The organism is Sphaerisporangium fuscum, from assembly GCF_018531465.1.
Taxonomy (GTDB): Bacteria; Actinomycetota; Actinomycetes; order Streptosporangiales; family Streptosporangiaceae; genus Sphaerisporangium; species Sphaerisporangium fuscum.
Genome location: NZ_JAHDTF010000006.1, coordinates 245,492 through 269,280, shown reverse-complemented (window position 1 = coordinate 269,280; position 23,789 = coordinate 245,492). Strand labels below are relative to the sequence as shown.

At 71.9% G+C, this 23,789-nt stretch carries 24 protein-coding genes and 1 riboswitch; of the genes, 15 read left to right on the top strand and 9 right to left on the bottom strand.

The genetic code is table 11. From position 1 onward, the window contains the following. Positions 1-4: 4 nt before the first annotated feature. The 5 genes from ftsR to KIK05_RS10265 all read left to right on the top strand — a co-directional run bounded on the left by ftsR (position 5) and on the right by KIK05_RS10265 (position 6,264). Positions 5-688, top strand: coding sequence for a transcriptional regulator FtsR (gene ftsR / locus KIK05_RS10285; RefSeq protein ID WP_214410370.1), 684 nt, complete (start codon positions 5-7; stop codon positions 686-688). 131 nt (positions 689-819) lie between these two features. Beyond that, positions 820-1,290 (top strand): bifunctional nuclease family protein, encoded by a 471-nt coding sequence (locus KIK05_RS10280; protein WP_214410369.1) that lies wholly within the window; start codon positions 820-822, stop codon positions 1,288-1,290. Between the two features lie 146 nt (positions 1,291-1,436). Then, the gene (locus KIK05_RS10275) at positions 1,437-2,060 is read left to right on the top strand and encodes a MerR family transcriptional regulator (RefSeq protein WP_214410368.1); all 624 of its coding nucleotides are present in this window, start codon (positions 1,437-1,439) and stop codon (positions 2,058-2,060) included. Between the two features lie 121 nt (positions 2,061-2,181). Beyond that, positions 2,182-2,307: riboswitch (glycine riboswitch) on the top strand. 169 nt (positions 2,308-2,476) lie between these two features. After that, a complete protein-coding gene (gene gcvP, locus KIK05_RS10270; RefSeq protein ID WP_214410367.1) occupies positions 2,477-5,335 on the top strand; it encodes an aminomethyl-transferring glycine dehydrogenase in 2,859 nt (952 codons plus the stop codon). 107 nt (positions 5,336-5,442) lie between these two features. Next, on the top strand, positions 5,443-6,264 hold the full coding sequence (locus tag KIK05_RS10265) for a tetratricopeptide repeat protein (protein ID WP_214410366.1): 822 nt from the start codon (positions 5,443-5,445) through the stop codon (positions 6,262-6,264). A 19-nt stretch (positions 6,265-6,283) separates the two neighbouring features. Here KIK05_RS10265 and KIK05_RS10260 read toward each other — a convergent pair whose 3' ends face one another. After that, positions 6,284-7,033: a hypothetical protein gene (locus tag KIK05_RS10260; protein WP_214410365.1), complete on the bottom strand. Its 750-nt coding sequence runs from the start codon at positions 7,031-7,033 to the stop codon at positions 6,284-6,286. 136 nt (positions 7,034-7,169) lie between these two features. Next, positions 7,170-7,565: a hypothetical protein gene (locus KIK05_RS10255; protein ID WP_214410364.1), complete on the bottom strand. Its 396-nt coding sequence runs from the start codon at positions 7,563-7,565 to the stop codon at positions 7,170-7,172. An 82-nt stretch (positions 7,566-7,647) separates the two neighbouring features. On the opposite strand from KIK05_RS10255, the gene KIK05_RS10250 reads away from it, so the two are divergent. Beyond that, entirely contained in the window at positions 7,648-8,241 is a 594-nt protein-coding gene (locus KIK05_RS10250; protein ID WP_214410363.1) for an alpha/beta hydrolase family protein, read from the top strand. Between the two features lie 2 nt (positions 8,242-8,243). On the opposite strand, the gene KIK05_RS10245 is transcribed toward KIK05_RS10250, so the two are convergent. Then, complete coding sequence (locus tag KIK05_RS10245) at positions 8,244-8,444, bottom strand: DUF5999 family protein (protein ID WP_214410362.1); 201 nt, start codon at positions 8,442-8,444, stop codon at positions 8,244-8,246. Between the two features lie 327 nt (positions 8,445-8,771). Beyond that, positions 8,772-9,383, bottom strand: a complete 612-nt coding sequence (locus tag KIK05_RS10240; protein ID WP_214410361.1) for a TetR/AcrR family transcriptional regulator — start codon at positions 9,381-9,383, stop codon at positions 8,772-8,774. A 120-nt stretch (positions 9,384-9,503) separates the two neighbouring features. Here KIK05_RS10240 and KIK05_RS10235 point away from each other — a divergent pair, with 120 nt between their 5' ends. Then, a complete protein-coding gene (locus tag KIK05_RS10235) occupies positions 9,504-9,959 on the top strand; it encodes a hypothetical protein (protein WP_250562521.1) in 456 nt (151 codons plus the stop codon). Positions 9,960-10,109: 150 nt separating this feature from the next. Here KIK05_RS10235 and KIK05_RS46765 read toward each other — a convergent pair whose 3' ends face one another. The 3 genes from KIK05_RS46765 to KIK05_RS10220 form a co-directional block, all read right to left on the bottom strand. Beyond that, positions 10,110-11,564 (bottom strand): RNA polymerase sigma factor, encoded by a 1,455-nt coding sequence (locus tag KIK05_RS46765; RefSeq protein ID WP_250562520.1) that lies wholly within the window; start codon positions 11,562-11,564, stop codon positions 10,110-10,112. 263 nt (positions 11,565-11,827) lie between these two features. Next, positions 11,828-12,193 (bottom strand): hypothetical protein, encoded by a 366-nt coding sequence (locus KIK05_RS10225; RefSeq protein ID WP_214410360.1) that lies wholly within the window; start codon positions 12,191-12,193, stop codon positions 11,828-11,830. A gap of 79 nt (positions 12,194-12,272) precedes the next feature. Further along, the gene (locus KIK05_RS10220) at positions 12,273-13,460 is read right to left on the bottom strand and encodes an AMP-binding protein (protein WP_308249845.1); all 1,188 of its coding nucleotides are present in this window, start codon (positions 13,458-13,460) and stop codon (positions 12,273-12,275) included. 86 nt (positions 13,461-13,546) lie between these two features. On the opposite strand from KIK05_RS10220, the gene menB reads away from it, so the two are divergent. The 3 genes from menB to KIK05_RS10205 all read left to right on the top strand — a co-directional run bounded on the left by menB (position 13,547) and on the right by KIK05_RS10205 (position 16,992). Beyond that, on the top strand, positions 13,547-14,368 hold the full coding sequence (menB, locus tag KIK05_RS10215; protein ID WP_214410461.1) for a 1,4-dihydroxy-2-naphthoyl-CoA synthase: 822 nt from the start codon (positions 13,547-13,549) through the stop codon (positions 14,366-14,368). Positions 14,369-14,545: 177 nt separating this feature from the next. Next, positions 14,546-16,201: a 2-succinyl-5-enolpyruvyl-6-hydroxy-3-cyclohexene-1-carboxylic-acid synthase gene (gene menD / locus KIK05_RS10210; RefSeq protein ID WP_214410359.1), complete on the top strand. Its 1,656-nt coding sequence runs from the start codon at positions 14,546-14,548 to the stop codon at positions 16,199-16,201. Positions 16,202-16,338: 137 nt separating this feature from the next. Further along, a complete protein-coding gene (locus tag KIK05_RS10205) occupies positions 16,339-16,992 on the top strand; it encodes a DedA family protein (protein ID WP_214410358.1) in 654 nt (217 codons plus the stop codon). Here KIK05_RS10205 and KIK05_RS10200 read toward each other — a convergent pair. Beyond that, positions 16,959-17,699: a GntR family transcriptional regulator gene (locus KIK05_RS10200; protein WP_214410357.1), complete on the bottom strand. Its 741-nt coding sequence runs from the start codon at positions 17,697-17,699 to the stop codon at positions 16,959-16,961. The genes KIK05_RS10205 and KIK05_RS10200 overlap by 34 nt on opposite strands. A 238-nt stretch (positions 17,700-17,937) precedes the next feature. Between KIK05_RS10200 and KIK05_RS10195 the strand changes: the two genes are divergently transcribed. From KIK05_RS10195 to KIK05_RS10180, 4 genes are all read left to right on the top strand, one after another. After that, positions 17,938-18,927 carry a sugar ABC transporter substrate-binding protein gene (locus KIK05_RS10195; protein WP_214410356.1) on the top strand — a complete coding sequence of 330 codons (990 nt, stop codon included), beginning with the start codon at positions 17,938-17,940 and terminating at the stop codon, positions 18,925-18,927. Beyond that, the gene (locus tag KIK05_RS10190; protein WP_214410355.1) at positions 18,924-19,958 is read left to right on the top strand and encodes an ABC transporter permease; all 1,035 of its coding nucleotides are present in this window, start codon (positions 18,924-18,926) and stop codon (positions 19,956-19,958) included. The genes KIK05_RS10195 and KIK05_RS10190 overlap by 4 nt, the downstream gene beginning before the upstream one ends. Beyond that, positions 19,955-20,746, top strand: a complete 792-nt coding sequence (locus tag KIK05_RS10185; protein ID WP_214410354.1) for an ATP-binding cassette domain-containing protein — start codon at positions 19,955-19,957, stop codon at positions 20,744-20,746. Before KIK05_RS10190 ends, KIK05_RS10185 begins: the two co-directional genes overlap by 4 nt. Before the next feature lie 99 nt (positions 20,747-20,845). Further along, positions 20,846-21,397: a hypothetical protein gene (locus KIK05_RS10180; RefSeq protein ID WP_214410353.1), complete on the top strand. Its 552-nt coding sequence runs from the start codon at positions 20,846-20,848 to the stop codon at positions 21,395-21,397. 63 nt (positions 21,398-21,460) lie between these two features. Here KIK05_RS10180 and KIK05_RS10175 read toward each other — a convergent pair whose 3' ends face one another. Beyond that, positions 21,461-22,690 (bottom strand): isochorismate synthase, encoded by a 1,230-nt coding sequence (locus KIK05_RS10175; protein WP_214410352.1) that lies wholly within the window; start codon positions 22,688-22,690, stop codon positions 21,461-21,463. A 244-nt stretch (positions 22,691-22,934) separates the two neighbouring features. Between KIK05_RS10175 and KIK05_RS10170 the strand changes: the two genes are divergently transcribed. Beyond that, on the top strand, positions 22,935-23,789 hold the full coding sequence (locus KIK05_RS10170; protein ID WP_214410351.1) for a GDSL-type esterase/lipase family protein: 855 nt from the start codon (positions 22,935-22,937) through the stop codon (positions 23,787-23,789).

The window sequence follows — 23,789 nt, the reverse complement described above, 5'->3', positions numbered from 1 at the left end:
GGTGATGAGCGCGCAGGCCGCGAGGGCGTTCATGAGCATCGGGGAGGTCCTCGAGATCCTGCGGGCGGACTTCCCCGACGTCACCGTCTCCAAGATCCGCTTCCTCGAGGGCGAGGGGCTCATCGAGCCCCAGCGCTCCCCGTCGGGGTACCGCAAGTTCACCCACGCCGACGTCGAGCGCCTGCGCTACATCCTCACCGCCCAGCGTGACCGTTACCTGCCGCTGCGCGTGATCAAGGATCACCTCGACACCGCGGAGCGCGACGGGAACGGTCCCGGGGGGCGGCCCAGGGCCGTCGGGGCCGACGCCCCGGTGCCCGAGGTCCGGCTGAGCCGGGCCGAGCTGCTCAGGGCCGCCGAGCTCGACGAGGAGACCCTCGCCGAGCTCGAGGACTTCGGCCTGCTCACCCCCGTCGCCCGGTGGTACGACGCCGAGGCGCTCACCGTGGCCCGGGCCTCCGGCGCGCTGGCGCGGTTCGGGCTGCACCCCCGCCATCTGCGGGTGCTCAAGGCCGCGGCCGAGCGGGAGGCCGGCCTGGTCGAGCAGGCGGTGGCGCCGCTGCTGCGCCGCCGTGCCCCCGGCGCCACCGGGCAGGCCGAGGAGACCGCAAGAGAGCTGGCCGGTCTGCTGGCTGAACTCCGCACCGCCCTGGTCCGTAGCAGTCTGCGTGGCATTCTCGGCCGGTGACGGAGGCGCCCGGACATTTCAGGGCGCGGGGATGTTACGTTGAATTTTGCGGCGATGGTCACGCCGCGAGCCGAGAGCCGCAAGGGAACAGGCCCGCAGCGGGCCGGCGACCCAATGAGACGGAGCAGCCTGTGTTGCAGATGGAGGTCGTGGGGGTCCGGGTAGAGATGCCCTCCAACCAGCCCATCGTCCTGCTCAAGGAGGCGAAGGGTGAACGTTATCTGCCTATCTGGATTGGGATGACCGAGGCCACGGCCATCGCACTGGCGCAGGCAGAGGAGCCGCCGCCGCGGCCGCTCACCCACGACTTGTTCAAGGACGTCATAGACGCTCTCGGCGTGCGGCTGCAGGCGGTCAACATCGTGGCGCTGCGCGACGGGATCTTCTTCGCCGACCTGGTGTTCTCCAACGGGGTCGAGGTGAGCGCGCGCCCGTCCGACTCGATCGCGTTGGCCCTTCGCACCGGCGCCGGCATCTTCGCCAGTGAGGATGTCGTGCGCGAGGCCGGAGTCATCATTCCCGACGACCAGGAGGACGAGGTCGAGAAGTTCCGCGAGTTCCTGGACACGATCACGCCCGAGGACTTCGGCCGTGCGGGTTAGCCATATCGGGCATTTACGCTTCACGACGCGCCGGGCGGGATCGTTGACTGAGCATCGCGCCGGTCCTACGGTGCAAGGGAACCCACGGTTGTAATTCACGAACCCCCAGATCAGACCGTGGGATGAGAGAAAGCCGGAGGTCCGCAGTGGCGGTCAGCAGCGGCGAGGGTAAGACGGCCGGCCAGCACGATCCAGCGCAGCGCCAGTCGGCGCGCGAGCGCGCGGGTGAGCAGGGCCTGTTGTTCGACGAGCGGCCGGCGTCACTGCCCGCCGACGTGGGATACCGCGGCCCGACGGCGTGCTCGGCGGCCGGCATCACCTACCGTCAACTCGACTACTGGGCGCGCACGCAGCTCGTCGAGCCGTCGGTGCGGGCGGCGCACGGGTCCGGTTCCCAGCGCCTGTACAGCTTCCGCGACATCCTCGTTCTGAAAGTGGTCAAGCGCCTGCTCGACACAGGGGTCTCCCTGCAGCAGATACGCACCGCCGTGCAGCATCTGCGGCAGCGGGGGGTCAACGACCTGGCGCAGATCACCTTGATGAGCGACGGCGTGAGCGTCTACGAGTGCACCTCGGCCGACGAGGTGATCGACCTGCTGGAGGGCGGCCAGGGCGTGTTCGGCATCGCCCTTGGCGGAGTGTGGCGCGAGGTCGAGGGGTCCCTGGCGGAGCTGCCGGGGGAACGCGCGGAGCCGGCCGACCGTGACTCCATGGAGGAGCACCCGGGTGACGAGCTGGCTCGGCGCAGGAAGGCCCGCAAGACGGGCTGAGGCCCGCGAGGGCAGGGATGATCCACCTGGAACCCGCAGGTCAGGGATAAAACCCGGCAAACCCGCCTATAGGGGTAACCCCTTGTGCGAGGCGGGACGGTAGCATTGACCCAAGTGCTTATGACCCTGTGCGGGAGAGTCCCCGGCACGGCCGGTACCGCGCGCCACGCGGCGCCGGTCCGACGTCCGGGGCGCCGAAGGAGCAACCTCCCCGGAATCTCTCAGGCCCATGTACCGCACAGGCGAGGCGACTCTGGAAAGTAGGCGTGCCCGCCAGGCGTGTCTCACCGACGGTGCAAATCCCCTCACACGGGATGAAGCTCTCAGGTCGCGATGACGTTGTCGCGCTGACAGAGGGGGAGATCCGGCATACGCGCGCGCTCAGCGCCCGGTCTCTACCCCTTCAGGAGGGCCACATGACCGATCGGTCACCGCTTCGCGACCTCTCCGCTTCGCCCTTCGCCACCCGGCACATCGGCCCCGCCGACGCCGACCAGGCGCGCATGCTCGAGGCCGTCGGCTACGCCTCGGTCGCCGACCTGATCGCCGTGGCGGTCCCCGAGGTCATCCGCGCGGAGGGACGGCTCGACCTGCCCGAGGCCGCGAGCGAGACCGAGGCCATCGCCGAGCTGCGGGCCCTCGCCTCCCGCAACCGCGTGCTCACCTCGATGATCGGCCTCGGCTACCACGACACGATCACCCCGGCCGTCATCCGGCGCAACCTGCTGGAGAACCCGGGCTGGTACACCGCCTACACCCCCTACCAGCCGGAGATCTCGCAGGGGCGCCTGGAGGCCCTGCTGAACTTCCAGACCGTCGTCGCCGACCTCACCGGGCTCGACGTCGCCGGCGCCTCCCTGCTCGACGAGGCCACCGCCGCCGCCGAGGCCATGACCCTGGCCCGCCGCGCCGGCCGCGCCAAGAGCCCGGTCTTCGTCGTGGACGCCGACGCGCTCCCGCAGACCAAGGCCGTGCTGGCCACCCGCGCCGAGCCGCTCGGCATCGAGCTGGCCGAGGCCGACCTGTCCGCCGGCCTGCCCGAGGGCGAGCTGTTCGGCGTGCTGGTCCAGTACCCCGGCGCGAGCGGCAAGGTCACCGACTTCCGGGCCCTGGCCGACGAGGCCCACGCGCGCGGCGCCCTGGTCGTCGCCGCCGCCGACCTGCTCGCGCTCACCCTGCTGGAGGCCCCCGGCTCGCTGGGCGCCGACATCGCCGTCGGCTCCTCCCAGCGCTTCGGCGTGCCGTTCGGCTTCGGCGGCCCGCACGCCGCGTACATGTCGGTACGCGAGGGCCTGCAGCGGCAGATGCCCGGCCGCCTGGTCGGCGTGTCGCAGGACGCCGACGGCCGGCCCGCCTACCGCCTGGCCCTGCAGACCCGCGAGCAGCACATCCGCCGCGAGAAGGCCACCAGCAACATCTGCACCGCCCAGGTGCTGCTCGCCGTGATCGCCGGCATGTACGCCGTCTACCACGGCCCCGAGGGACTCAAGCGCATCGCCCAGCGCACCCACCGCCACGCGGCCGTGCTGGCGGCGGGACTGCGCGACGGCGGCGTCGAGATCGTGCACGACGACTTCTTCGACACCGTCCTCGCCCGGGTGCCCGGCCGGGCCGCGGACGTCGTCGCGGCGGCCCGCGACAACGGCGTCAACCTGCGCCTCGTCGACGCCGACCACGTGGGCGTCAGCTGCGACGAGAAGACCGGCGCCGACCAGCTGCGCGCCGTCTGGACGGCCTTCGGGCTCACGGAGGTCGTGCTCGAGGACCTCGACACCGCCACCTCCGACGCCCTCCCGGCCTCGCTGCTGCGCACCACCGACTACCTCACCCACCCGGTGTTCCACTCCCACCGGTCGGAGACGGCGATGCTGCGCTACCTGCGCAGGCTCCAGGACAAGGACATCGCGCTCGACCGCTCCATGATCCCGCTCGGCTCCTGCACGATGAAGCTCAACGCCACCACCGAGATGGAGCCCATCACCTGGCCCGAGTTCGCCGGGATCCACCCCTACGCCCCGGCCGACCAGGTCGAGGGCTACGTCGAGCTGATCAAGGACCTCGAGCGCTGGCTCGCGGAGGTCACCGGCTACGACGCCGTCTCGCTGCAGCCGAACGCCGGCTCCCAGGGCGAGTTCGCCGGGCTGCTGGCCATCCGCGCCTACCACAGGGCCAACGGCGAGCACGAGCGCGACGTCTGCCTCATCCCGTCCTCCGCCCACGGCACCAACGCCGCCAGCGCCGTCATGGCCGGCATGCGGGTCGTCGTGGTGGCCTGCGACGACGAGGGCAACGTCGACGTCTCCGACCTCACCGCCAAGATCGAGAAGCATCGCGACCGTCTCGCGGCCATCATGGTCACCTACCCGTCCACCCATGGCGTGTACGAGGAGACCATCACCGAGATCTGCGCCAAGGTGCACGAGGCCGGCGGCCAGGTGTACGTCGACGGCGCCAACCTCAACGCCCTGGTCGGCCTGGCCAAGCCGGGCGCATTCGGCGCCGACGTCTCCCACCTGAACCTGCACAAGACGTTCTGCATCCCGCACGGCGGCGGCGGTCCCGGCGTGGGGCCGGTGGCGGTCCGTTCCCACCTCGCGGCGTACCTGCCCGGCCACCCGCTGGAGCAGAGCCCGGTCGGCCCGGTCTCGGCCGCGCCGTACGGCTCGGCGGGCATCCTGCCGATCTCGTGGGCCTACGTGCGGATGATGGGGGCCGACGGCCTCAGGGCGGCCACCGAGCAGGCCATCCTGTCGGCCAACTACCTCGCGCGGCGGCTCGCCCCGCACTACCCGGTGCTCTACACCGGCCGTGAGGGCCTGGTGGCGCACGAGTGCATCATCGACCTGCGCCAGATCACCAAGGAGACCGGCGTCACCGTCGACGACGTCGCCAAGCGCCTGATCGACTACGGCTTCCACGCCCCGACGATGTCGTTCCCGGTCGCCGGCACGCTGATGATCGAGCCGACCGAGAGCGAGGACCTCGCCGAGCTCGACCGGTTCTGCGAGGCCATGATCGCCATCCGGGCCGAGATCGCCAAGGTCGCCTCCGGCGCCTACGACAAGGACGACAACCCGCTGCGGGGCGCCCCGCACACGGCCGACTGCCTGGTCGCCGACGAGTGGAGCCACCCCTACACCCGCACCGAGGCGGCCTACCCGGTGCCGGCGCTGCGGGACGCCAAGTACTGGTCGCCGGTCCGCCGTATCGACCAGGCCTACGGCGACCGCAACCTCGTCTGCTCCTGCCCTCCGCTGGAGGCGTACGAAGACTGAGAGAGCGGCCTCGGCGCGCCGTCCGGATCGGCATAATATGTCGCGCGCGGACGGCGCGCCCGCGTCGCAAGGCCCGGGGTTCGTTTCCAGGTGGAGGAGAGGTCCCGATGGCGGCGCACGAGGTCGACTCCGGCCGGCGGATCGACGACGCGCGGAGGCTGGCCGAGAGCGGTGAGCTCGAGGCCGCGGCCGCGATCTTCGCCGATCTGGTGGCCGACGAGGACGGGGCCGACCGTGCCCAGGCGGCCGTCGGCCTCGCCGTCGTGCTGGAACAGCGCGGCGACCTCGCCGGCGCGCGTGCCGCGGCCCGTACGGCCCTGGCGACCGGTCACCCCGAGTACGCCGCCCAGGCGGCCTGCCACCTGGCGCGCGGGTTCGAGAAGGAGGACCTCACCGACCAGGCCCGCGCCGCCTGGCAGGCCGTGATCGGCCTCGGCACCCCCGCCTACCTGCCCGCCGCCCACATGGCGCTCGCCCGCATCGCCGCCGAGCAGGGCGACGACGCGGAGGCCGAGGCGGCGCTGCGGGCGGTCCTGGCCACCCGAGACCCCAGGGTGGGCTCCCACGCCGCGCAGCGCCTCGCCGAGCACCTGCTGTCGGAAGGCGAGCCGGGACAGGCCGCCGACGTGCTGCTGGAAGCGCTCGACCTGCCGGACGTCGCCGACCCGGGACGGCTGCGCGTGCTGCTCGGCATGGCGCACCTCGACATGGCCTGCGGGGAGTTCGCGGCGGCCGCCGAGAGCGCCGGCGACCCCGACGGCGCGGCCCTGGCCATCGAGTTACTGGCCCGCACCCTGCCGTTGCGCGGCCGCGACGCCGACGCCGAGGCGGTGTGGGCCTACGGACTGGACCATCCCGACGAGGACCTGTCCGAACAGGTCCGCCTCCGCCTCCACCGTACCGACCCCGCCGTCGTCCCCGAGGCCTGACAGGCGGGGCGGCCCCGGTTCAGGTCCGGGGACCCCGCGGTTCCGGGGCTTGCCGAGGCCGCTCTCTCCCGCGGAGCCGTGCCCTGGCGTAGCCCGTCACGGACACCGCCAGGAGAACGGCGAGGACGGCCAGCAGCGGGTTGACGAACCCGGGCACCGTGTCGGCACCGCAGGAGGTGTCACCCAGCGGAAGCAGGCTCTGGCCGCCGCCGTGCCCGGCGAGCCCGGCGGAGGGATCGACGCGGCACACCCGGTCCTTGACGTCCGCCATGGCGTCGTCGAAGTGGCTGAGCCCGTAACCGTAGGCGGCCACGAGACCGAGCAGCCAGGTCCATGACAGCCGCGCCCACGTCCGCCGCGGCGCCGGCGGTCCCGCCGCCGACATCGAGCGGACGGCCGCGGCCGCCATCACGCAGGCGGCGGAGGCGGCCAGCGGCCATCCGATCACCAGGTACATCGCGGCGATGAACAGCGCCGGCACGGCGAACTTCGGCGTGGTCACGGCCAGGAGCAGCAGTCCGCCGCCCACCAGGGCGCCGGCCCACCGGCCCAGCCGGCGCCGGGCGCGGGAACGGGCCGCCGACCGCGACGGCAGCACGAACAACGCCACCAGCAGCCCCGGTACGCCGACCAGCAAGAGACTGTTGAAGGCGCCCTCGCCGTAGGCGGCGAACGCCAACGCCGCCCCGCCGGTCAGGGTGAGGGCGGCGGCCAGCGCTACCCGCGCCGTTCCCCCACGGAGCTCCTCGCCGTCCTGTGGGGTCGTCATCGGCGGGCGCGGGCCGGCTGCGCGTGTGAGGCGGGCGTGGCCACGGAGGGGGTGGCGGTACGGCCTCGTGGCATGGTCTCCATGGCCTCCATTGTGGAGGTGCGGCAGGTGCGGGACGGCCGGCGCGGTGGGCGGCCTAGCGGCGGCGGCGGCCGAAGGCGGCGGCGATATTGACCAGGACGATGCCGGTCCAGGCCAGGAAGAGCCCCGCCGGTCCGGCCTGGGTCGCGGCGATGGCCGTCAGCGGCACGCCGATGCCGAGCGAGCCGAGGGCGATGGGGATCGTCGCGTCGCCCTGCTTCTGCTTGCGCGGGGGAGGGGGCGGCGCGTACGGCCCGGGGTGTCCCTGGGGCGCCTGGTAGGGGTGGTAGCCGTCCCGGGCGGCCACCTCCGCCCTGACGCGCGCCTCGATCGCCGCGTCGAGCTTCTCCAGGAAGGACTCGATCAGCACGGGCTCGTACTCGGGGCCCAGATCGCGGCGGGCCTCGACGGTGGCCCGGAGGTCGTCACGCGGGGGCAGGTTGTCCGGCATATCACCAATCTGGCACACCGGGCCCGGCGATGGGGCTCCCCCGGAAGGAGGATCGATCTCGTCCCCCGATACCGTGGCGACCATGCACATCGCGACGCCCCACGGGCCGGCGATCGTGGAGCTCGACGAGGTGTCCGACCCGCGGTTCCTGTTCGTCCTCACCCACGGATCGGCCGGGGGAGTGGAGTCGGCCGACCTGCTCGCCGTGCGCGACGCGGTCGTCGCGATCGGCGGCTCGGTCGCGCGGGTGCTGCAGCCGTTCCGGGTCAAAGGAGGCCGCGCGCCGGGATCACCGGCCAAGCAGGACGAGGCGTGGGTCGCGCTGGTGGCGGCGATAAGGGAGAAGCTCCCGGGGCTGCCGCTCGCGCAGGGCGGGCGGAGCAACGGGGCGAGGGTCGCCTGCCGTACGGCCCGGGCGGTGGGGGCGCGGGCGGTGGTCGCGCTCGCCTTCCCCCTGCACCCGCCCGGCAGGCCCGAGCGCTCGCGCGTCGCGGAGTTGCGCGACGCGGGCGTGGACGTGCTCGCGGTCAGCGGTGACCGCGACAGGTTCGGCGTGCCGGACGCCGAAGACGCGGCACGCCTGGTCGTGCTCCCCGGTGAGGATCACGATCTCAGTAAGAACCCCGCCCGGGTGGGCGAGGTCGTGGCGGACTGGCTCTGCCCCCGGTTCCCGTGATCTCAGGCTGCGCTGATGGCCAGGTCGGTTGGCCGGTGCGGTGCGATGATCGCGCCGTCGGGCAGGAGCTCCCCCGTGTCCTCGAAAAGCACGATGCCGTTGCACAGCAGGCTCCACCCCTGCTCGGGGTGTGCCGCGATCGTGCGGGCGGCTTCGCGGTCCGGCGCGGTCGACTCCGGACAGGACGGCTCATGCGGGCACATCGGCGTGCCTCCGGTTTTCTCTCTCGATCTGATTGCCCTGCGAGGTGAGCGGCGCGCTGCTTTCGCCCGCGCCGATCGCCCCTCTCCCGTTGGACGGGAGCGGGCGTCGTGTGGTTGACATGGGTGTGCTGTTCCGCACACCTACAGAGTAAGTGTGCTGCGGGTCACACGCGGGCGACATAGCCCGTTAGGACGGTTTCGATCCTTGGATTAGGGGGTCGGAGGGGGTCCAACGGGCTGGTTCGGCGCTGTGACCTGCGACACAAGCCTGCCGCAGGGAAGATAACGGTCCAAGCACGACTCGCCGCCGAACAGATAAACGAAAGGTTACGTGTGCGCAAGGCCGCTGAGCAGGGCCGTGAGGCCCCTCTCGAAGGCCGCCAGGGCCTCCTCGGCCGGTTCGGGCCGCGAACCCGCCGGTGCCGGCACCGCGAAGCCGGCTTCGTCGTCATCGTCGCCCGGCCCGAGGGCCCAGTCCGAACGCTGGATCTCCACCGCGACGCTGCCCAGCACGTACGCCCGCAGGCTTCGCACCGCGTGAGCGGCACCGGGGAGTCCCGCGGCGGCCAGTTGCTCGGTCTGCTCCCTGATGGCCATGAGGGCCGTGCCCTGCGGAGGCTTGGTCAGGGCCAGGGCGAGCACCCCCGGGTGCTCCAGCAGGGCCTGGCGGGCCGCGTGCGCCCACGCCCGCGCGACCTCCTGCCAGCTCGCCGCGCCCTCCGGCTCGACGGTGACCGTGGTGACGTGCTCGGCGAGCGCGTCCATCAGGGCTTCCTTGCCTCGGGGCAGGTGGTGGTAGATCGCCATCGCCTCGACCTGCAGCGCGTCGCCCAGGCGCCGCATCGTCAGCCGGCGCAGCCCCTGGCCGTCGGCGATGTGGAGGGCGGCGTCGATGATGCGCTCGCGGGACAGGGGTACGGGAGGTCGTTTCGCCGGCATGGAAGACATGATCGAGACGTTGGCTTACTTTGTAAAGGGCGCCGCGCCGCGGAACGCACCCGCCTGCCGTCCCACTACGGCCGACCGGCGAACCGAGGTGTCCGCGGGGCGGCGTACGCTATGGCAAGCAACGAACGCCGGATCACCGGCGATGTGGCCGAGAAAGGGCAGGCGATGGCGTTTTTCCGTCCGAGCGTGAGCCGGGAGGCGGAGGTCAGGCACCACGCCGACCAAGAGGTCGGGAAGAGCTTCGCGGAGCTGGTCGAGAAGGCCCGCGAGGCCGAGGGCCGGTTGCGGCGCGCACAGCAGGAGCGGGCGGGGGCCGAGGAGCTGCGGTCCGCCGGGCTGGCCTTCGACCGGGCGCTGACCGACGCCCTGCGCGCCGCCGAGGCGGCCCAGCGGGCGACCTTCGGCGTGAAGGCCTACGACGACCGCATCCGGCGGCGCAAGGGCCGCGCCACCCCTGATGGCGCCAAGTGGACCCAGGAGGTCGACCGCCTGCGCACGCTGCGCGAGGCCAACCGCCTCACCGGCATCGCCCGCGTCCCCCGTCCCCTGGCGGCTCCGGCCCGCTGACCCGGGCGCACGACCCGCATGCGGGGTCCTCGCCATGGAGGAGCACCGGCATGCGAAGAGGGGGAGAGGAGACCTCTCCCCCTCTTCGGGGTCCGTCGGCCGTCGCCTCCGGTGTTCGCGGGGAGCCTCGTGCCCCCGATGAGGTGCCGGTCAGCTGGCCCAGTCGAGCAGCGGGCGGGTGTTGCTGGGGTGGCGCAGCTTCGACAGCGACTCCTTCTCCAGCTGGCGGATCCGCTCGCGGGTCAGCCCCAGGTGCTTGCCGATCTCGTCGAGCGTGTGCGGCTTGCCGTCGATCAGGCCGAAACGCAGGGCCATGATCTTGGCCTCGCGCGGCGTCAGGTTCTCCAGCACGCCCCGCAGCTCCGCGCCGAGCAGCTGCCGGTCGACGACCTCGGAGGCCTCCGGCGCGTCGACGTCCTCGATGAGGTCGCCGATGGTGGTCTCGCCGTCCTCGCCGATCGTGGCGTTGAGGCTGATCGGCTGGCGGCTGGTGCGCAGCAGCTCCTCGATCTGGTCGGGAGTCTTGTCGAGCTCCACGGCCAGCTCCTCGGGGGTGGGCTCGCGGCCCAGGCGCTGGTGCATGTCGCGCTCGATGCGCGACAGCTTCGACAGCATCTCCAGCACGTGCACCGGGAGCCGGATCGTACGGGCCGAGTCGGCGAAGCCGCGCTGGATCGCCTGCCGGATCCACCACATGGCGTAGGTCGAGAACTTGTAGCCCTTGGAGTAGTCGAACTTCTCCACCGCGCGGATCAGGCCGAGGTTGCCCTCCTGGACCACGTCGAGCAGGGCCATGCCCCGGTCGGTGTACTTCTTGGCGACCGAGACGACCAGCCGGAGGTTGGCCTCCAGCATGTGGTCCTTGGCGCGCCTGCCGTCCTCGGCGACCCACTCGAGCTCGGTGCGCTGCTCGTCGGTCAGCGTCTCGGTCTCGAGCTTGTGCTCGGCGTACAGGCCGGCCTCGATGCGCTTGGCGAGCTCGACCTCCTCGGCGGCGGTCAGCAGGGTGCGCCGGCCGATGGACTTGAGGTAGGTGTGCACCGAGTCGCCCATGACCGACGACTGGTCGTCGAGGTCGAGGGTCTCGCCCTGCAGCTCCTGCTCGTCGGGCTCCTCCCAGGAGTCGTCGGGCTCGGCGGCGTGCTCGTCGCCGGCGGGCGGCGCCGCCTTGGGCGGGGCCTGCGTGGCGGCGGCGGTCTGGGCACGCTTACGGGTGGTACGGCGGGTGGCGGTGTGCCGGGGAGAGGACTCGGTGGGGTGCTCAGGGGACTCGGTGGTACCCGCTGTCTCCGCGGGCGTCATCGTGGTGCTGGTCATTGCGCTCTTCGCGGTAGTCTTCTTCGTGGTGGTGCTCTTACGGGTCTTCCTCGCCGGCCCGGCGGCTCCCAGCGTGGGTTCGCCCTCCGCGGCCAGGCTCACGCCGGCCTCGGTCAGCTCGCGCAGGATCGAGCGCCCCTGGGCGGGGCTGATCTGCGCCGAGGCGAACGCCTCGCGGAGCTCCGCGAGGGAAAGGTGACCTTGCGCTCGCCCTCGGTCGAGGACCTGAGCGAGGGATGTCGAAGCGCCCTCGCGCTCAGTCGAGATCGCCACGGCAGTTCGGGGCATGAGCACACCTCCTCCGTCACGGAGTCGTCTGTCTGGTCGATGAGATGGCGCGGCGTTCGGCGTTCGGCGCACCAGTATCAATAACGCCGCAGCGCGCGGTTTGTTCCCGCCACCCGTGTCCCACCGGCAGGGCGCCTCCTGATCGGCTGTTCGTCTTGGCTGGTCACGGCCCCTCTTCCCAGGACGAGGAGATCGACACGGCCGGAGACAAGCGAAAGGCGGGCCGCCCTGTGGCGACCCGCCGTCCGTGAAGCCCGCCGATGCTACTTGGCCTGCTTCTTCTCCGGCTTGTCCGGGGTGATGACCGGGATCGGGAGAGGTTCGGCGCTCTCCATGCGCTTCTCGGTCCAGAACTCCGCGACCTTCTTCGGGTCGGCGTTCATCTCGCCGTCGGTGACGACGAACTCCTTCGGGGAGCGGGTGGGCTCGGCGTTCGCGGGAACGTCAGGACCGGGAATCTGCCCAGGAGCCTGGCCTGGGCCGTAGGTCGCCTGGCCTCCGGTCTCCTGGCTGACCTTGTCGGTCGCGTCGACCCTTCCCGACGCGGCGGCCGCCGCGACGGAGATACCCCCGGCGAGGACCACACCGGCCACTCCGGCGGAGATCCACATCTTGCGGGTTGGGTTCATCAAGGCGTTCCTTCCTGGATCCAGCTGTCCTTATGACGTACTGGATGCGATTTCCGGTTCCCTTGACGGCACATTGTGGTCAAGAAGGATCCCGTGTGCCAACAAAACCGGAAATATGTCGACGAATCGCCATCAGGTCGTGCTTGCCGTTCGGCAGCAGCGGCAGCCGGTCCAGCAGCGCCAGCGCCCGCGGGGCGGCGTAGCCCGGCATCGTGCTCTTCACGTGCTCGCGCAGATCGGACAGCTCCGGGGGAGTGGCCGGGTCGGCGGCGACCACGACCGCCACCACCTCCTCCCCCCATTCGGGGTGGGGACGGCCGACGACGACCGCCTCACGAACCCCCGGGTGGCCTGCCAGGAGACCGGCCACCGACCCCGCCACCACCTTGCGGCCTCCGGTGTTGATGACGTCGTCGACCCGGCCCAGCACCCGCACCCGGCCCTCCTCCATCACCCCGACGTCGGAGGTGAGGAACCGCCCGCCCTGGAGCGCCTCGGCCGTCAGGTCGGGCCGCAGCCGGTACCCCGAGAACAGCACCGGCCCGGCCAGGCGGATCCGCCCGTCGTCCCCCACCGAGGCCTCCACACCGTCGAGCGGTACGCCGTCGTAGACGCACCCGCCGCACGTCTCGCTCATGCCGTACGACGTCACGACCCGGGCGCCCGCCTCGCGGGCCGCCTCCACCAGCCCGGGCGGGGCGGCGGCCCCGCCGAGCAGGACGGTGACGCCCGCCAGGCCCGCGCCGAAGTCGACCATGCGCCTGAGCTGTGTGGGGACCAGCGAGACGAACTTCACCTCGCTCGCCGCCACCGCGGCGGGGGAGAAGCGCTCGTGGATCACGGGCTCCGAACCGGCCACCAGGGACCGGGCCAGCAGCGTCAGCCCCGAGACGTGTGAGGGGGGCAGGCAGCACAGCCACCGCTCGCCCGGCGCGGCGCCGAGCCGCCGCAGCGAGGCCGACGCGGACGCCGTCAGGGCCCGCGCCGACAGCTCCACGCCCTTGGGCGTCCCGGTCGAGCCGCTGGTGGAGATGATCACCGCCGTGCCGTGGCGCGCCGGGACGCCATCGGGCGAGCGCCGTGTCCCCTCCGCCGTGACCACGTGGGTGGGACGCAGGGCCGAGAGCGTGGCGCGCAGCGCCGGCCCGGGCAGGTCGGGGGCCAGGGGCAGCAGGGCCGGGCCGCCGCCGAGGAGCGCCTCGCGGACCATCTCGAACAGGGCGGGACCCGGAGGGAGGACCACCGCATGCACAGGACGCTCACTCACGGTCGTAAGGTTAGTCCCGTTGAAAAGGCGCCTCCGCCCTGGGCAGGGCGGTCGACGCGTGAGGCGAGTGAGGAGCGAGAGTGACCCTGAGCACTGTCGACTGGAAGCGGTCCGGTGACTACGAGGACATCATCTACGAGACCGCCGAGGGCATCGCCAAGATCACCATCAATCGCCCCGAGCGGCGCAACGCCTTCCGCCCCACCACGCTCTTCGAGTTGCAGCGCGCCTTCAACGACGCCCGCGACGACGGCGACGTCGGTGTGATCATCCTCACCGGCGCGGGCACCGAGGCCTTCTGCTCCGGCGGCGACCAGAAGATCCGCGGCGACGACGGCTACGTCGGGCCCGACGGCATCGGCCGCCTGAACGTCCTCGACCTGCAGATCCAGATCCGCCGGCTGCCCAAGCCCGTCGTGGCCATGGTCGCCGGGTACGCCGTGGGCGGCGGCCACGTCCTGCACGTCTGCTGCGACCTGACCATCGCCGCCGACAACGCGATCTTCGGCCAGACGGGCCCGAAGGTCGGCTCGTTCGACGGCGGCTACGGCGCCTGGCTGCTCGCCGAGACCGTCGGGCTGAAGAAGGCCCGCGAGATCTGGTACCTGTGCCGGTTCTACAACGCGCAGGAGGCCCTCGACATGGGCCTGGTCAACAAGGTCGTCCCGCTGGAGGAGCTGGAGGCCGAGACCGTCCAGTGGTGCCGCGAGATGCTCGAGAAGTCCCCGCTCGCCCTGCGCATGCTCAAGGGCGCGATCAACGCCGTCAGCGACGGCGCGGCGGGCATGCAGCAGTTCGCCGGCGACGCCACCCTGCTGTACTACATGAGCGAGGAGGCGCAGGAGGGCCGCGACGCCTTCAAGGAGAAGCGCCGTCCCGACTTCTCCCGTTTCCCGCGCCGCCCCTAGCCCCGTTTCCCGCACGTCGCCCTCGTCCGCCCGGTTCGATCACTGATGGCAGTGGACCGCCTATAGTGTCTGACCAGGGAGATTCGGGCTCGTGCGGAAACAGGCCCAGATGAGGCCCGGCTCCACAACGACGATCACGCGTGCCCGCCCCCTGCGGGCCGCTCCCGAGGAGGGCAGGTGAACCCCGCCACCGCGCTCTCCAGCGTCCTGATCGACGAGCTGGTGCGCTGCGGCCTGACCGACGTGGTCCTGGCCCCCGGCTCCCGCTCGGCGCCGCTCGCCATCGCCGCCCACGGCGACTCGCGGGTCCGCCTGCACGTCCGCGTCGACGAGCGCTCGGCGTCGTTCGTCGCGCTCGGGCTGGCCCGCAGGTCCGAGCGGCCGGTCGCGCTGGTGTGCACCTCCGGCACGGCCGCCGCCAACTTCCACCCGGCGGTGATCGAGGCCCACGAGTCCGGTGTGCCGCTGCTGGTGCTGACCGCCGACCGGCCGCCCGAGCTGCGCGACACCGGGGCCAGCCAGACCATCGACCAGATGAAGCTGTACGGCTCGTCGGTGCGCTGGTTCAGCGAGGTCGGCGTCCCCGAGGAGCGGCCCGGCCAGGTGGCCTACTGGCGCTCGATGGCCGCGCGCGCCTACCAGCGGGCCCTCGGGCCGGCCGACCCCGGCCCCGTCCACCTGAACCTCGCCTTCCGTGAGCCGCTCATCCCCGACGGCGACTTCTCCTGGTGCGAGTCGCTCGACGGCGACGCGAGCGGCCCGTGGGTGCGGGCCCGCGTGGCGCCGCCGTCGGCGGGCCTGCACGTGGCGCCCACCCGGCGCGGCGTGCTCGTGGTGGGCGACGGCGCGACCAACGTGCGCCGCTACGTCGCCGCCGCAGGGATGGCCGGCTGGCCGGTGCTGTCGGAGCCCTCGGGCGGCGGACGGTACGGCGACCACGCGATCTCCTCCTACCACTTCCTGCTCGGCGTCCCGGAGTTCGCCGACGCCCACCGGCCCGACGTGGTCGTGACGCTGGGGCGGCCGAGCCTGTCGCGGCCGCTGCTGTCCTGGCTGAAGCGGGCGCAGGAGCACATCGTCGTCACGCCCCACCTGGGCCGCTGGCCCGACCCCACCCGCTCGGCCACCCAGGTCGCCGCGGCGATCGAGATCCCCGTCGCCGCCGGCGGGGACGCCTGGCTGCGCTCCTGGCGCGTCGCCGAGGCCGCGGCCCGGCAGGCCGTCGACGCCGTGCTCGACGACGCCGGCCTCACCGAGCCGCGCCTGGCCCGGGACCTCGCCGACATGCTCCCCAACAACGCCCTGCTGTTCTGCGGCTCCTCCATGCCGATCCGGGACCTCGACCAGGCCATGCGGCCCCGCCGGGGCCTGCGCCTGATGGCCAACCGCGGCGCCTCCGGCATCGACGGCCTGGTGTCCACCGCGGTCGGCGCGGCGCTCGCCCACAACGGCCCGTCCTACGCCCTGCTCGGCGACCTCACCCTGCTGCACGACCAGAACGGCCTGATCCTCGGCCCACGGGAGCCGCGGCCGGACCTGTGCCTGGTGGTGGTCAACAACGACGGCGGCGGCATCTTCTCGCTGCTGCCGCAGGCCGGGCTGCCCGACTCCTTCGAGCGGGTCTTCGGCACCCCGCACGGCGTCGACCTGTCGTACGTCGCGGCGGCCACCGGCACGCCGTACACCCTGCTCGCCTCGCCCGACGACCTGCCGAAGGCGATAAGGGGGGAGGGGCTGCGCCTGGTCGAGGCCCGCACCGACCGTGAGGAGAACGCCCGGGTGCACGCGGCCATGCGCGAGGCTGCCCAGCAGGCGGTCCGGTCGCTCGGCTGAGCGCCTCACCAGGGGCCCGGTGAGGCGGCCGCTACTTTCGTCGTGGTCCGGCTCCCCCTCGGGGGCGACCGAAGACACCCCGGTATCGTTCTTCCGGCCGATCGAAACGGCACCCCTCGCCACATAGGCTGAGACCCATGCATCTCGAGGAATGGCTGCAGGCGATCCCGCCTGTCTGGATCTGCGTCATCGTGGCGGTCGTCATCGGCCTCGAGAGCCTCGGCATCCCGCTGCCGGGGGAGGTCGTGCTGGTCAGCTCCGCGCTGCTGGCGGCGCAGCACGTCGTCAACCCGGTGTGGCTCGGGATCTGCGCGAGCGCCGGGGCGATCATCGGCGACTCGCTGGGGTACGTCATCGGCCGCAAGGGAGGACAGCCGCTGTTCGACCGGCTCGGCAGGCGCTTCCCCAAGCACTTCGGCCCCGCCCACATCGCCAAGGCCCAGGGCACCTTCGACCGGTGGGGCATGTGGGCGGTGTTCTTCGGCCGCTTCATCGCGCTGCTGCGCATCCTCGCCGGGCCGCTGGCGGGCGCCCTGCACATGCCGTACTGGCGCTTCCTGGTGGCCAACGTGCTCGGCGGCATCATCTGGGCCGGCGGCACCACCGCCGTGATCTACTACCTCGGCATCGTCGCCGACAAGTGGCTCAAGGGCTTCTCGTGGGTCGGGCTCGTCGTCGCCGTGCTGTTCGGCCTCGGCACCACGCTCTACATCAAGCGCCGCGCCGCGCGGGCCGTCGCCCACGACGCCGACGCCGCTCAGCGCTCTATGAGCGTGACCTCCAGCGAGTAGTGGGACGCCCGGTAGACGTGGGAGCCGTGCTCCACGGCCCTGCCCTGGTCGTCGTAGGTCGTGCGCAGCATCGTGAGCAGGGGCGCGCCCCGGCGTTCGTCCAGCAGCCGCGCCTCGGCCGGGCTGGCCGCGCGGGCGCCGATGCGCTGGTTGGCCACCCTCATCCGCACGCCTGAGGCGCGCAGCAGCTCGTACAGGCCGCGCTCCTCCAGCGACTGCGGCGTCAGCTGCGACAGGCCGGCGGGCAGCCAGTTGTGCAGGAGCGCCAGCGGCTCCCCGGCGGCGTAGCGGACCCGCTCGAGGTGGAGCACCTCGGTGCCGGGCTGGACGCCGAGAACGGCCGCGATCTCCTCGTCGGCCTCGACCGGCCGCAGCGAGAGCACCTTGGTGCCCGGCTCCTGCCCGGCGCGGCGCAGGTCGTCGTAGAGGCTGGTCAGCTCGACGGTGCGCTTGACCTGGCCGTGCACCACCTGGGTGCCGACGCCGCGCTTGCGCACCAGCAGGCCCTTGTCCACGAGATACTGGATGGCCTGGCGGACCGTCGGGCGCGAGAGGCCGAGCCGGTCGGCGAGCATGATCTCGTTGTCGAGCCGGGCGCCGGGGGCGAGGTCGCCGCGCCTGATGGCCTCGGCGATCTGCTCGGCCACCTGGAAGTAGAGCGGCACCGGGCTCGAGCGATCGAGGTCGATGTCGAGTCGAGCGCCCATGCCTTCTCCCGGCTCCCTCGCTGATCGCGTACAGCATGAGGGTAGCGGACGTAAGAATGTCCTGACAAATGCTGGCAGTGGCGGCGTCGGCTCCTCCGCTGCGGCCGTCCGCGCCGTCACCGAACCGTGATCACGACATAGGTCCGGATGTATGGACAAACGATTGACAGGCAGGATACCCGAGGTTAGAAACCGACCAAGCGGCCGCTCTCATCCCCTGGGCCGCACGGAGGTATCAATGAGGCATGTCACGCGACTGATCACGGCGGCTGTGCTCGGTGCCCTGGTGCTCGGCGGATGTTCCGGAGGAGGCGGCGGCGCCGCCGGCCCGACCGCCTCCGCGGCGGGCGGCGCGGGAGGAGGCGCGAGCGCGGGCACCTTCGCCGTCATCACCCACGGCGGGGCCGGAGACGCCTTCTGGGACGTGGTCAAGAACGGCGCCGAGGCGGCGGGCAGGCAGTACGGCGTCAAGGTCACCTACCAGGGCGACGGCGACCCCGGCAGGCAGGCCCAGCTGATCGACCAGGCGGTCAGCGAGAAGGTCGACGGTGTGGTCGTCTCGATGGCCAACCCCGACGCGCTGAAGGAGTCGATCGCCAAGGCCGTCGCCGCCAAGATCCCGGTCGTCACCATCAACTCCGGCGCCGACAAGTCCAAGGAGTTCGGCGCCATCACCCACGTGGGCCAGTCGGAGGAGGTGGCCGGGCGCGGCGCGGGCGAGAAGCTGAAGGCCGAAGGCGTCACCAAGCTGCTGTGCGTCATCCACGAGGCGGGCAACGTGGGCCTCGACCAGCGGTGCAACGGCGCGACGGCCACCCTCGGCGGCAGCGTGCAGCGGCTGCAGGTCGACGTCTCCGACCTGGCCGGCGCCACCTCCAAGATCAAGGCCAAGCTGCAGTCGGACACCTCGATCGACGGCGTGCTCACCCTCAACCCCGCCGTCGCCGTCGCCGCGCGCGACGCGATCAAGGACGGCGGCTCCAAGGCGAAGCTGGCGACCTTCGACCTGTCCGCCGACGTCGTCGACGCCATCCAGGCGGGAGAGATCCTCTTCGCGGTCGACCAGCAGCAGTACCTCCAGGGCTGGCTGCCGATCACCTTCCTGTACCTGTACAAGAAGAACCTCAACACCGTCGGCGGCGGCCTCCCCGTCAACACCGGTCCCGGGTTCGTCACCAAGGACAACGCCGGGCAGGTCGCCAAGCTGGCCCAGGACGGCACCCGGTGACCAGCGTCACCGCCGACGAACGCGTCGCGGGCGCCGGATGGGTGCGGCGCGTGCTGATCCGCCCGGAGCTCGGCTCGGTGGTCGGAGCCGTCGCCGTCTTCGCGTTCTTCTCCGCGCAGTCCTCGGTGTTCCCCTCCCCGGACGGCGTGGCGAACTGGCTCGACCCCGCCTCCACGCTCGGGATCATGGCCGTCGCCATCGCCCTGCTGATGATCGGCGGCGAGTTCGACCTGTCCGCCGGAGTGCTCACCGGCACGACCGGGCTGGTCCTGGTCACCCTGGCCACGCGGTTCGGCTGGAACGTGTGGGCCGCCATGTCGGCCGGGCTGGTCCTGGCCCTGCTCATCGGGTTCGCCAACGGGCTGCTGGTGGTCCGCACGAAGCTGCCGAGCTTCATCGTCACCCTCGGCACGTTCCTCATGCTGCAGGGCCTCAACCTCGGCGTGACCAAGGCCCTGACCGGCACCGTCCAGGTGAGCGGGCTGCGCAGGGCCGAGGGGTACGAGGGCGCGCGGGCGCTGCTGGCCGGCTCCATCACGGCCGGCGGCGTCGATTTCCGGGTGGCGATCCTCTGGTGGCTCGCGGTCACGGCCCTGGCCACCTGGGTGCTCATGCGGACCCGGGCCGGCAACTGGATCTTCGCCGTCGGCGGGAACGAGCAGGCGGCCCGGGCCGTGGGCGTGCCGGCCGCCCGTACGAAGATCGCGCTGTTCATGACCACCGCGACCGCCGCCTGGCTGGTCGGCTCGATCCTGGCGCTGCGCTTCACCTCGGTGCAGGCCAACTCCGGGATCGGGCAGGAGTTCATCTACATCATCGCCGCCGTGATCGGCGGCTGCCTGCTCACCGGCGGGTACGGCTCGGCGATCGGCGCGTCCGTCGGCGCGCTGATCTTCGGCATGGCCGACAAGGGCATCGTGTTCGCGGGCTGGGACGCCGACTGGTTCAAGTTCTTCCTGGGCGGGATGCTGCTGCTGGCCACCCTCGCCAACCGGCTGGTCCGCCGCTACGCCGAGGAGGTGCGACGATGACGCCACCGCTGCTGGAGGCACGCGGGGTCGGGAAGGTCTTCGGCGGGGTGATCGCGCTGCGCGAGGTGTCGATGCTCGTCCGGGCCGGCGAGGTCACCTGCGTGCTGGGCGACAACGGCGCCGGCAAGTCGACGCTCATCAAGATCTTGTCGGGGGTGCACCGCCAGGACAGCGGCGAGTACCTCCTCGACGGGGTCCCGGTACGGCTGTCGGGCCCGCGCGAGGCGCTCGACCGGGGCATCGCCACGGTGTACCAGGATCTGGCGATGATCCCGCTGATGTCGGTCTGGCGGAACTTCTTCCTCGGCTCCGAGCCCGTCACCGGGCCGCTGCGCCGGTTCGACGTGGCGCGGGCCAGGCGCGTGGCGCGCGAGGAACTGCTGAGCATGGGCATCGACATCCGCGACGTCGACCAGCCGGTCGGCACGCTGTCGGGCGGCGAGCGGCAGTCGGTGGCCATCGCCCGCGCGGTGTACTTCGGCGCCCGCGTGCTGATCCTCGACGAGCCGACCTCGGCGCTCGGGGTCAAGCAGGCGGGCGTAGTGCTGCGCTACATCGCCCGCGCGCGCGACCGCGGCCTCGGCGTGGTCTTCATCACCCACAACCCCCACCACGCCCATCCGGTCGGCGACCGGTTCCTCGTGCTGAACAGGGGGACGAGCCTCGGCCAGTTCGCCAAGGCGGACATCACCCGGGAGGAGCTGACGTCACTGATGGCCGGGGGAGCGGAGCTGGAACAACTGGCCCACGAACTCGGCCGTGACCTGCCGGACGGGACCCCGTCATGAGCCCCTCGGCCGCGCCCTGGTCCATCAGCACTTCTGAACCATGAAGCTGATTCACTTTACGTGACGACTTCGCTGCACAGCGTCACACAGGGCGCTAGTGTGAGCGCGGAGGTGATGATGGTGACGACGACGTCCCCCCTTGAAGAACGCGTGACCAACATCGAGAAGTGGTTCCAGGAATTGCACGAGGAGTACAGGGCCCTGTCCTTCATAGCCGCTCGGGCGCACTCCACCTCGGAGAGCGCCGGCGAGCTTTACGGGCAGATCATGTTCGACCTCAAAAGCATCAAGGTCCAGCAGGCCCAGCACACCGTGATGCTCACAGAGCACAAGCACAAGCTCATCGACCTCAAGGAGACGCAGGACGAGCACACGCGGAGGCTGGACGGTCTTAAGGAGACGCAGGACGAGCACACGCGGAGGCTGGACGGTCTTAAGGAGACGCAGGACGAGCACACGCGGAGGCTGGACGGTCTTAAGGAGACGCAGGACGAGCACACCCGAAGGCTCGACGAGCACACGGAGATCCTCAACGAGCTCAGGGCGAACCAGGACGAGCACACCCGGAGACTCGACGAGCACTCGGCCGTCCTGAAGGACCACACGACGATGCTGCAGGAGATCCTGGGGCTCGTCCGGAACCTCAACTGACGACGTCATCCGCGAGGGCCCGCCGGGACACGTTCTTCTCGGCGGGCTCGCCGGCCTTCCGGCTCAGCCCTCCAGGGCGTACCTCATGACGCGGAACTTCGCCTGGGCCTCGGCCAGCTCGGACGCCGGGTCGGAGCCGCCCATGATGCCGCAGCCCGCGAACAGCCGCGCCCGGCGCCCCTCGACGTAGCCGCAGCGCAGCGCGATGCCCCACTCGCCGTCACCCCGCGCGTCGATCCACCCCACCGGGCCGGCGTAGCCGCCGCGGTTCATGCCCTCTAGTTCGCGGATCACCTCCAGCGCGACCGCCGTCGGGGTGCCGCCGACGGCCGCCGTCGGGTGCATGGCGGCCACCACGTCGAGCACCGAGGCACCGTCGGCGAGCCTGCCCCGCACCCGGCTCGCCAGATGCTGGACGTTGGGCAGCACCAGCAGCTCGGGCTCCTCGGGCACCTCCAGGGCAGAGCACAGCGGCGCGAGCGCCTCGCGCACCGAAGCGACCGCGCAGACGTGCTCCTGGCGGTCCTTGGCCGAGGCGAACAGGGCGGCGCCCCGGGCCTCGTCGTCGGCGGGCCCGGCGCCGCGGGCGGTCGTGCCGGCCAGCACCAGCGACTCGATCTCCTCGCCGGTGTGCCGCACCAGCAGCTCGGGCGTCGCCCCCACCAGGCCCGCGCACGAGAAGGTGTAGCAGTCGGGGTAGGCGCGGGCCAGCCGGTCGAGCAGGACGCGCACGTCGATGTCGCGCTCGGCCGTGGCCACCAGGTCGCGGGCGAGCACGACCTTCTCCAGTCGCCCCGACCGGATCTCGCCCACCGCGCGCGACACGGCGTGCTGCCACTCCGGCGCGGTGAGCGAGCCGTCGCCGTACACGATGCGGCCGGGGGAGCGCGCGGGTGTCATCAGCTCGATCGGCGGATCACCCACGGTGGTCATCCACGAGCGGCCCTCCCGGCGGCCGATCACCACCCGGGGCACGACGAGCACCGAGCCGGTCGCGGCCGGGTCGAAGGTGAACGAGCCGAAGGCCACCGGCCCCGAACCGGGCACGTGCACGTCGTCGTCGATGCGCGCCTCGCCGAACGTCGTGGCCAGCCACCGGCGCGCCCATTCGAAACGGTCGGCTCCCGGGGGGACCGCCACGCGGAAGGCCTCGCCCCAGCCGACGAGACCTTCACCGCGCTGCACCCAGGCGTACGGCGGAGCCTGTGGCAGTCGCGCGATCAGTTCTTCGGGGTGGTTGACGGGGACGCTGCGAATCAGCGGGGGGCGGGTTATCCCGAGCGCGACACTCACTCTGCCCACCTTATTCGGAAACTGAACGCGTTCGACATCGGGTGCCCGGTCTCACTACCCCGCCCAAGCGGGGTGATTCGTCGTCACGGGCGTCTACACAGGCGTGACGCGCTGTCAAGCGGCGATAGGAACTTGGTCAACGGTAGCAACGCCTCGCCCGGAGGTAATAGAGCACGCCCGCGTCGATCTCTACCTTGGGTGGCCGATCTCTTCCAGGGATCGATCGTCCCAGGTGGAGGTGACCATGGTGAGAAGGACCGCGTTCGCGCTCGCCGCCGCGGTGGTGTTCGTCCCGGGCACGGCCGTCGCGGCCGCCGACCCCGTGCCGCCGGTCATGGCGGCGCTCGGCGACTCGATCAGCGCGGGGTTCAACGCCTGCGGCTGGTACGTCTCGTGCGCCTCGCGGTCCTGGTCGGCGGGTGACGACCCCGACGTGGGCAGCCACTATCTGCGGCTGCTCGCGGTCGGCCCGGGGATCAGGGGGCACAACCTCAACTTCGCCGTGCCGGGGTCCAAGAGCGCCGACCTGGAGGCGCAGGCACGCCAGGCCGTGGCGGCCGGCGCCGCCTACGTCACCGTCCTGATCGGCGCGCAGGACGCCTGCGCCCCCAGCGAGGAGCGGATGACACCCGTCCCGGCGTACCGGGCCCGCATCGACCGGGCGTTCGCCCTGCTCGCCGCGGCGGGCGTCAAGATCTTCGCGGCCAGCGTCCCGGACCTGAAGCGGCTGTGGCGGATCGGCAGGGACAACGTCGTGGCCAAGTCGTTCTGGGCGCTCGGCCACATCTGCCCGACGATGCTGGCCCGCGCCGACTCCGACGCCAAGAAGGACCAGGCCCGCCGCGACCGCGTCAGGGACCGGGTGCGCGACTACAACGACGAGATGGAGCAGGCCTGCGCGGCGTACGGCCCCGGGTGCAGGTACGACGGCGGCGCGGTCTTCTCCTATCCCTTCACCCTCGACCACATCAGCAAGTGGGACTTCTTCCACCCCAACGCGGAGGGCCAGCGGGCGCTGGCCCAGACGACGTTCAAGGCGGGCTTCCCCTGGGACGGCGCCACGACCCTCACCCCGGAGCCCCTCGCGGCCGGCGGGTGA

Excerpts from the sequence above, each read along its gene's own strand:
- ftsR (WP_214410370.1), top strand. The coding sequence starts at position 5 with ATGAGCGCGCAGGCCGCGAGGGCGTTCATGAGCATCGGGGAGGTCCTC.
- gcvP (WP_214410367.1), top strand. The coding sequence starts at position 2,477 with ATGACCGATCGGTCACCGCTTCGCGACCTCTCCGCTTCGCCCTTCGCC.
- KIK05_RS10265 (WP_214410366.1), top strand. The coding sequence starts at position 5,443 with ATGGCGGCGCACGAGGTCGACTCCGGCCGGCGGATCGACGACGCGCGG.
- KIK05_RS10260 (WP_214410365.1), bottom strand. The coding sequence starts at position 7,033 with ATGACGACCCCACAGGACGGCGAGGAGCTCCGTGGGGGAACGGCGCGG.
- KIK05_RS10255 (WP_214410364.1), bottom strand. The coding sequence starts at position 7,565 with ATGCCGGACAACCTGCCCCCGCGTGACGACCTCCGGGCCACCGTCGAG.
- KIK05_RS10250 (WP_214410363.1), top strand. The coding sequence starts at position 7,648 with ATGCACATCGCGACGCCCCACGGGCCGGCGATCGTGGAGCTCGACGAG.
- KIK05_RS10245 (WP_214410362.1), bottom strand. The coding sequence starts at position 8,444 with ATGTGCCCGCATGAGCCGTCCTGTCCGGAGTCGACCGCGCCGGACCGC.
- KIK05_RS10240 (WP_214410361.1), bottom strand. The coding sequence starts at position 9,383 with ATGCCGGCGAAACGACCTCCCGTACCCCTGTCCCGCGAGCGCATCATC.
- KIK05_RS10235 (WP_250562521.1), top strand. The coding sequence starts at position 9,504 with ATGGCAAGCAACGAACGCCGGATCACCGGCGATGTGGCCGAGAAAGGG.
- KIK05_RS46765 (WP_250562520.1), bottom strand. The coding sequence starts at position 11,564 with ATGCCCCGAACTGCCGTGGCGATCTCGACTGAGCGCGAGGGCGCTTCG.
- KIK05_RS10225 (WP_214410360.1), bottom strand. The coding sequence starts at position 12,193 with ATGAACCCAACCCGCAAGATGTGGATCTCCGCCGGAGTGGCCGGTGTG.
- KIK05_RS10205 (WP_214410358.1), top strand. The coding sequence starts at position 16,339 with ATGCATCTCGAGGAATGGCTGCAGGCGATCCCGCCTGTCTGGATCTGC.
- KIK05_RS10200 (WP_214410357.1), bottom strand. The coding sequence starts at position 17,699 with ATGGGCGCTCGACTCGACATCGACCTCGATCGCTCGAGCCCGGTGCCG.
- KIK05_RS10195 (WP_214410356.1), top strand. The coding sequence starts at position 17,938 with ATGAGGCATGTCACGCGACTGATCACGGCGGCTGTGCTCGGTGCCCTG.
- KIK05_RS10185 (WP_214410354.1), top strand. The coding sequence starts at position 19,955 with ATGACGCCACCGCTGCTGGAGGCACGCGGGGTCGGGAAGGTCTTCGGC.
- KIK05_RS10170 (WP_214410351.1), top strand. The coding sequence starts at position 22,935 with ATGGTGAGAAGGACCGCGTTCGCGCTCGCCGCCGCGGTGGTGTTCGTC.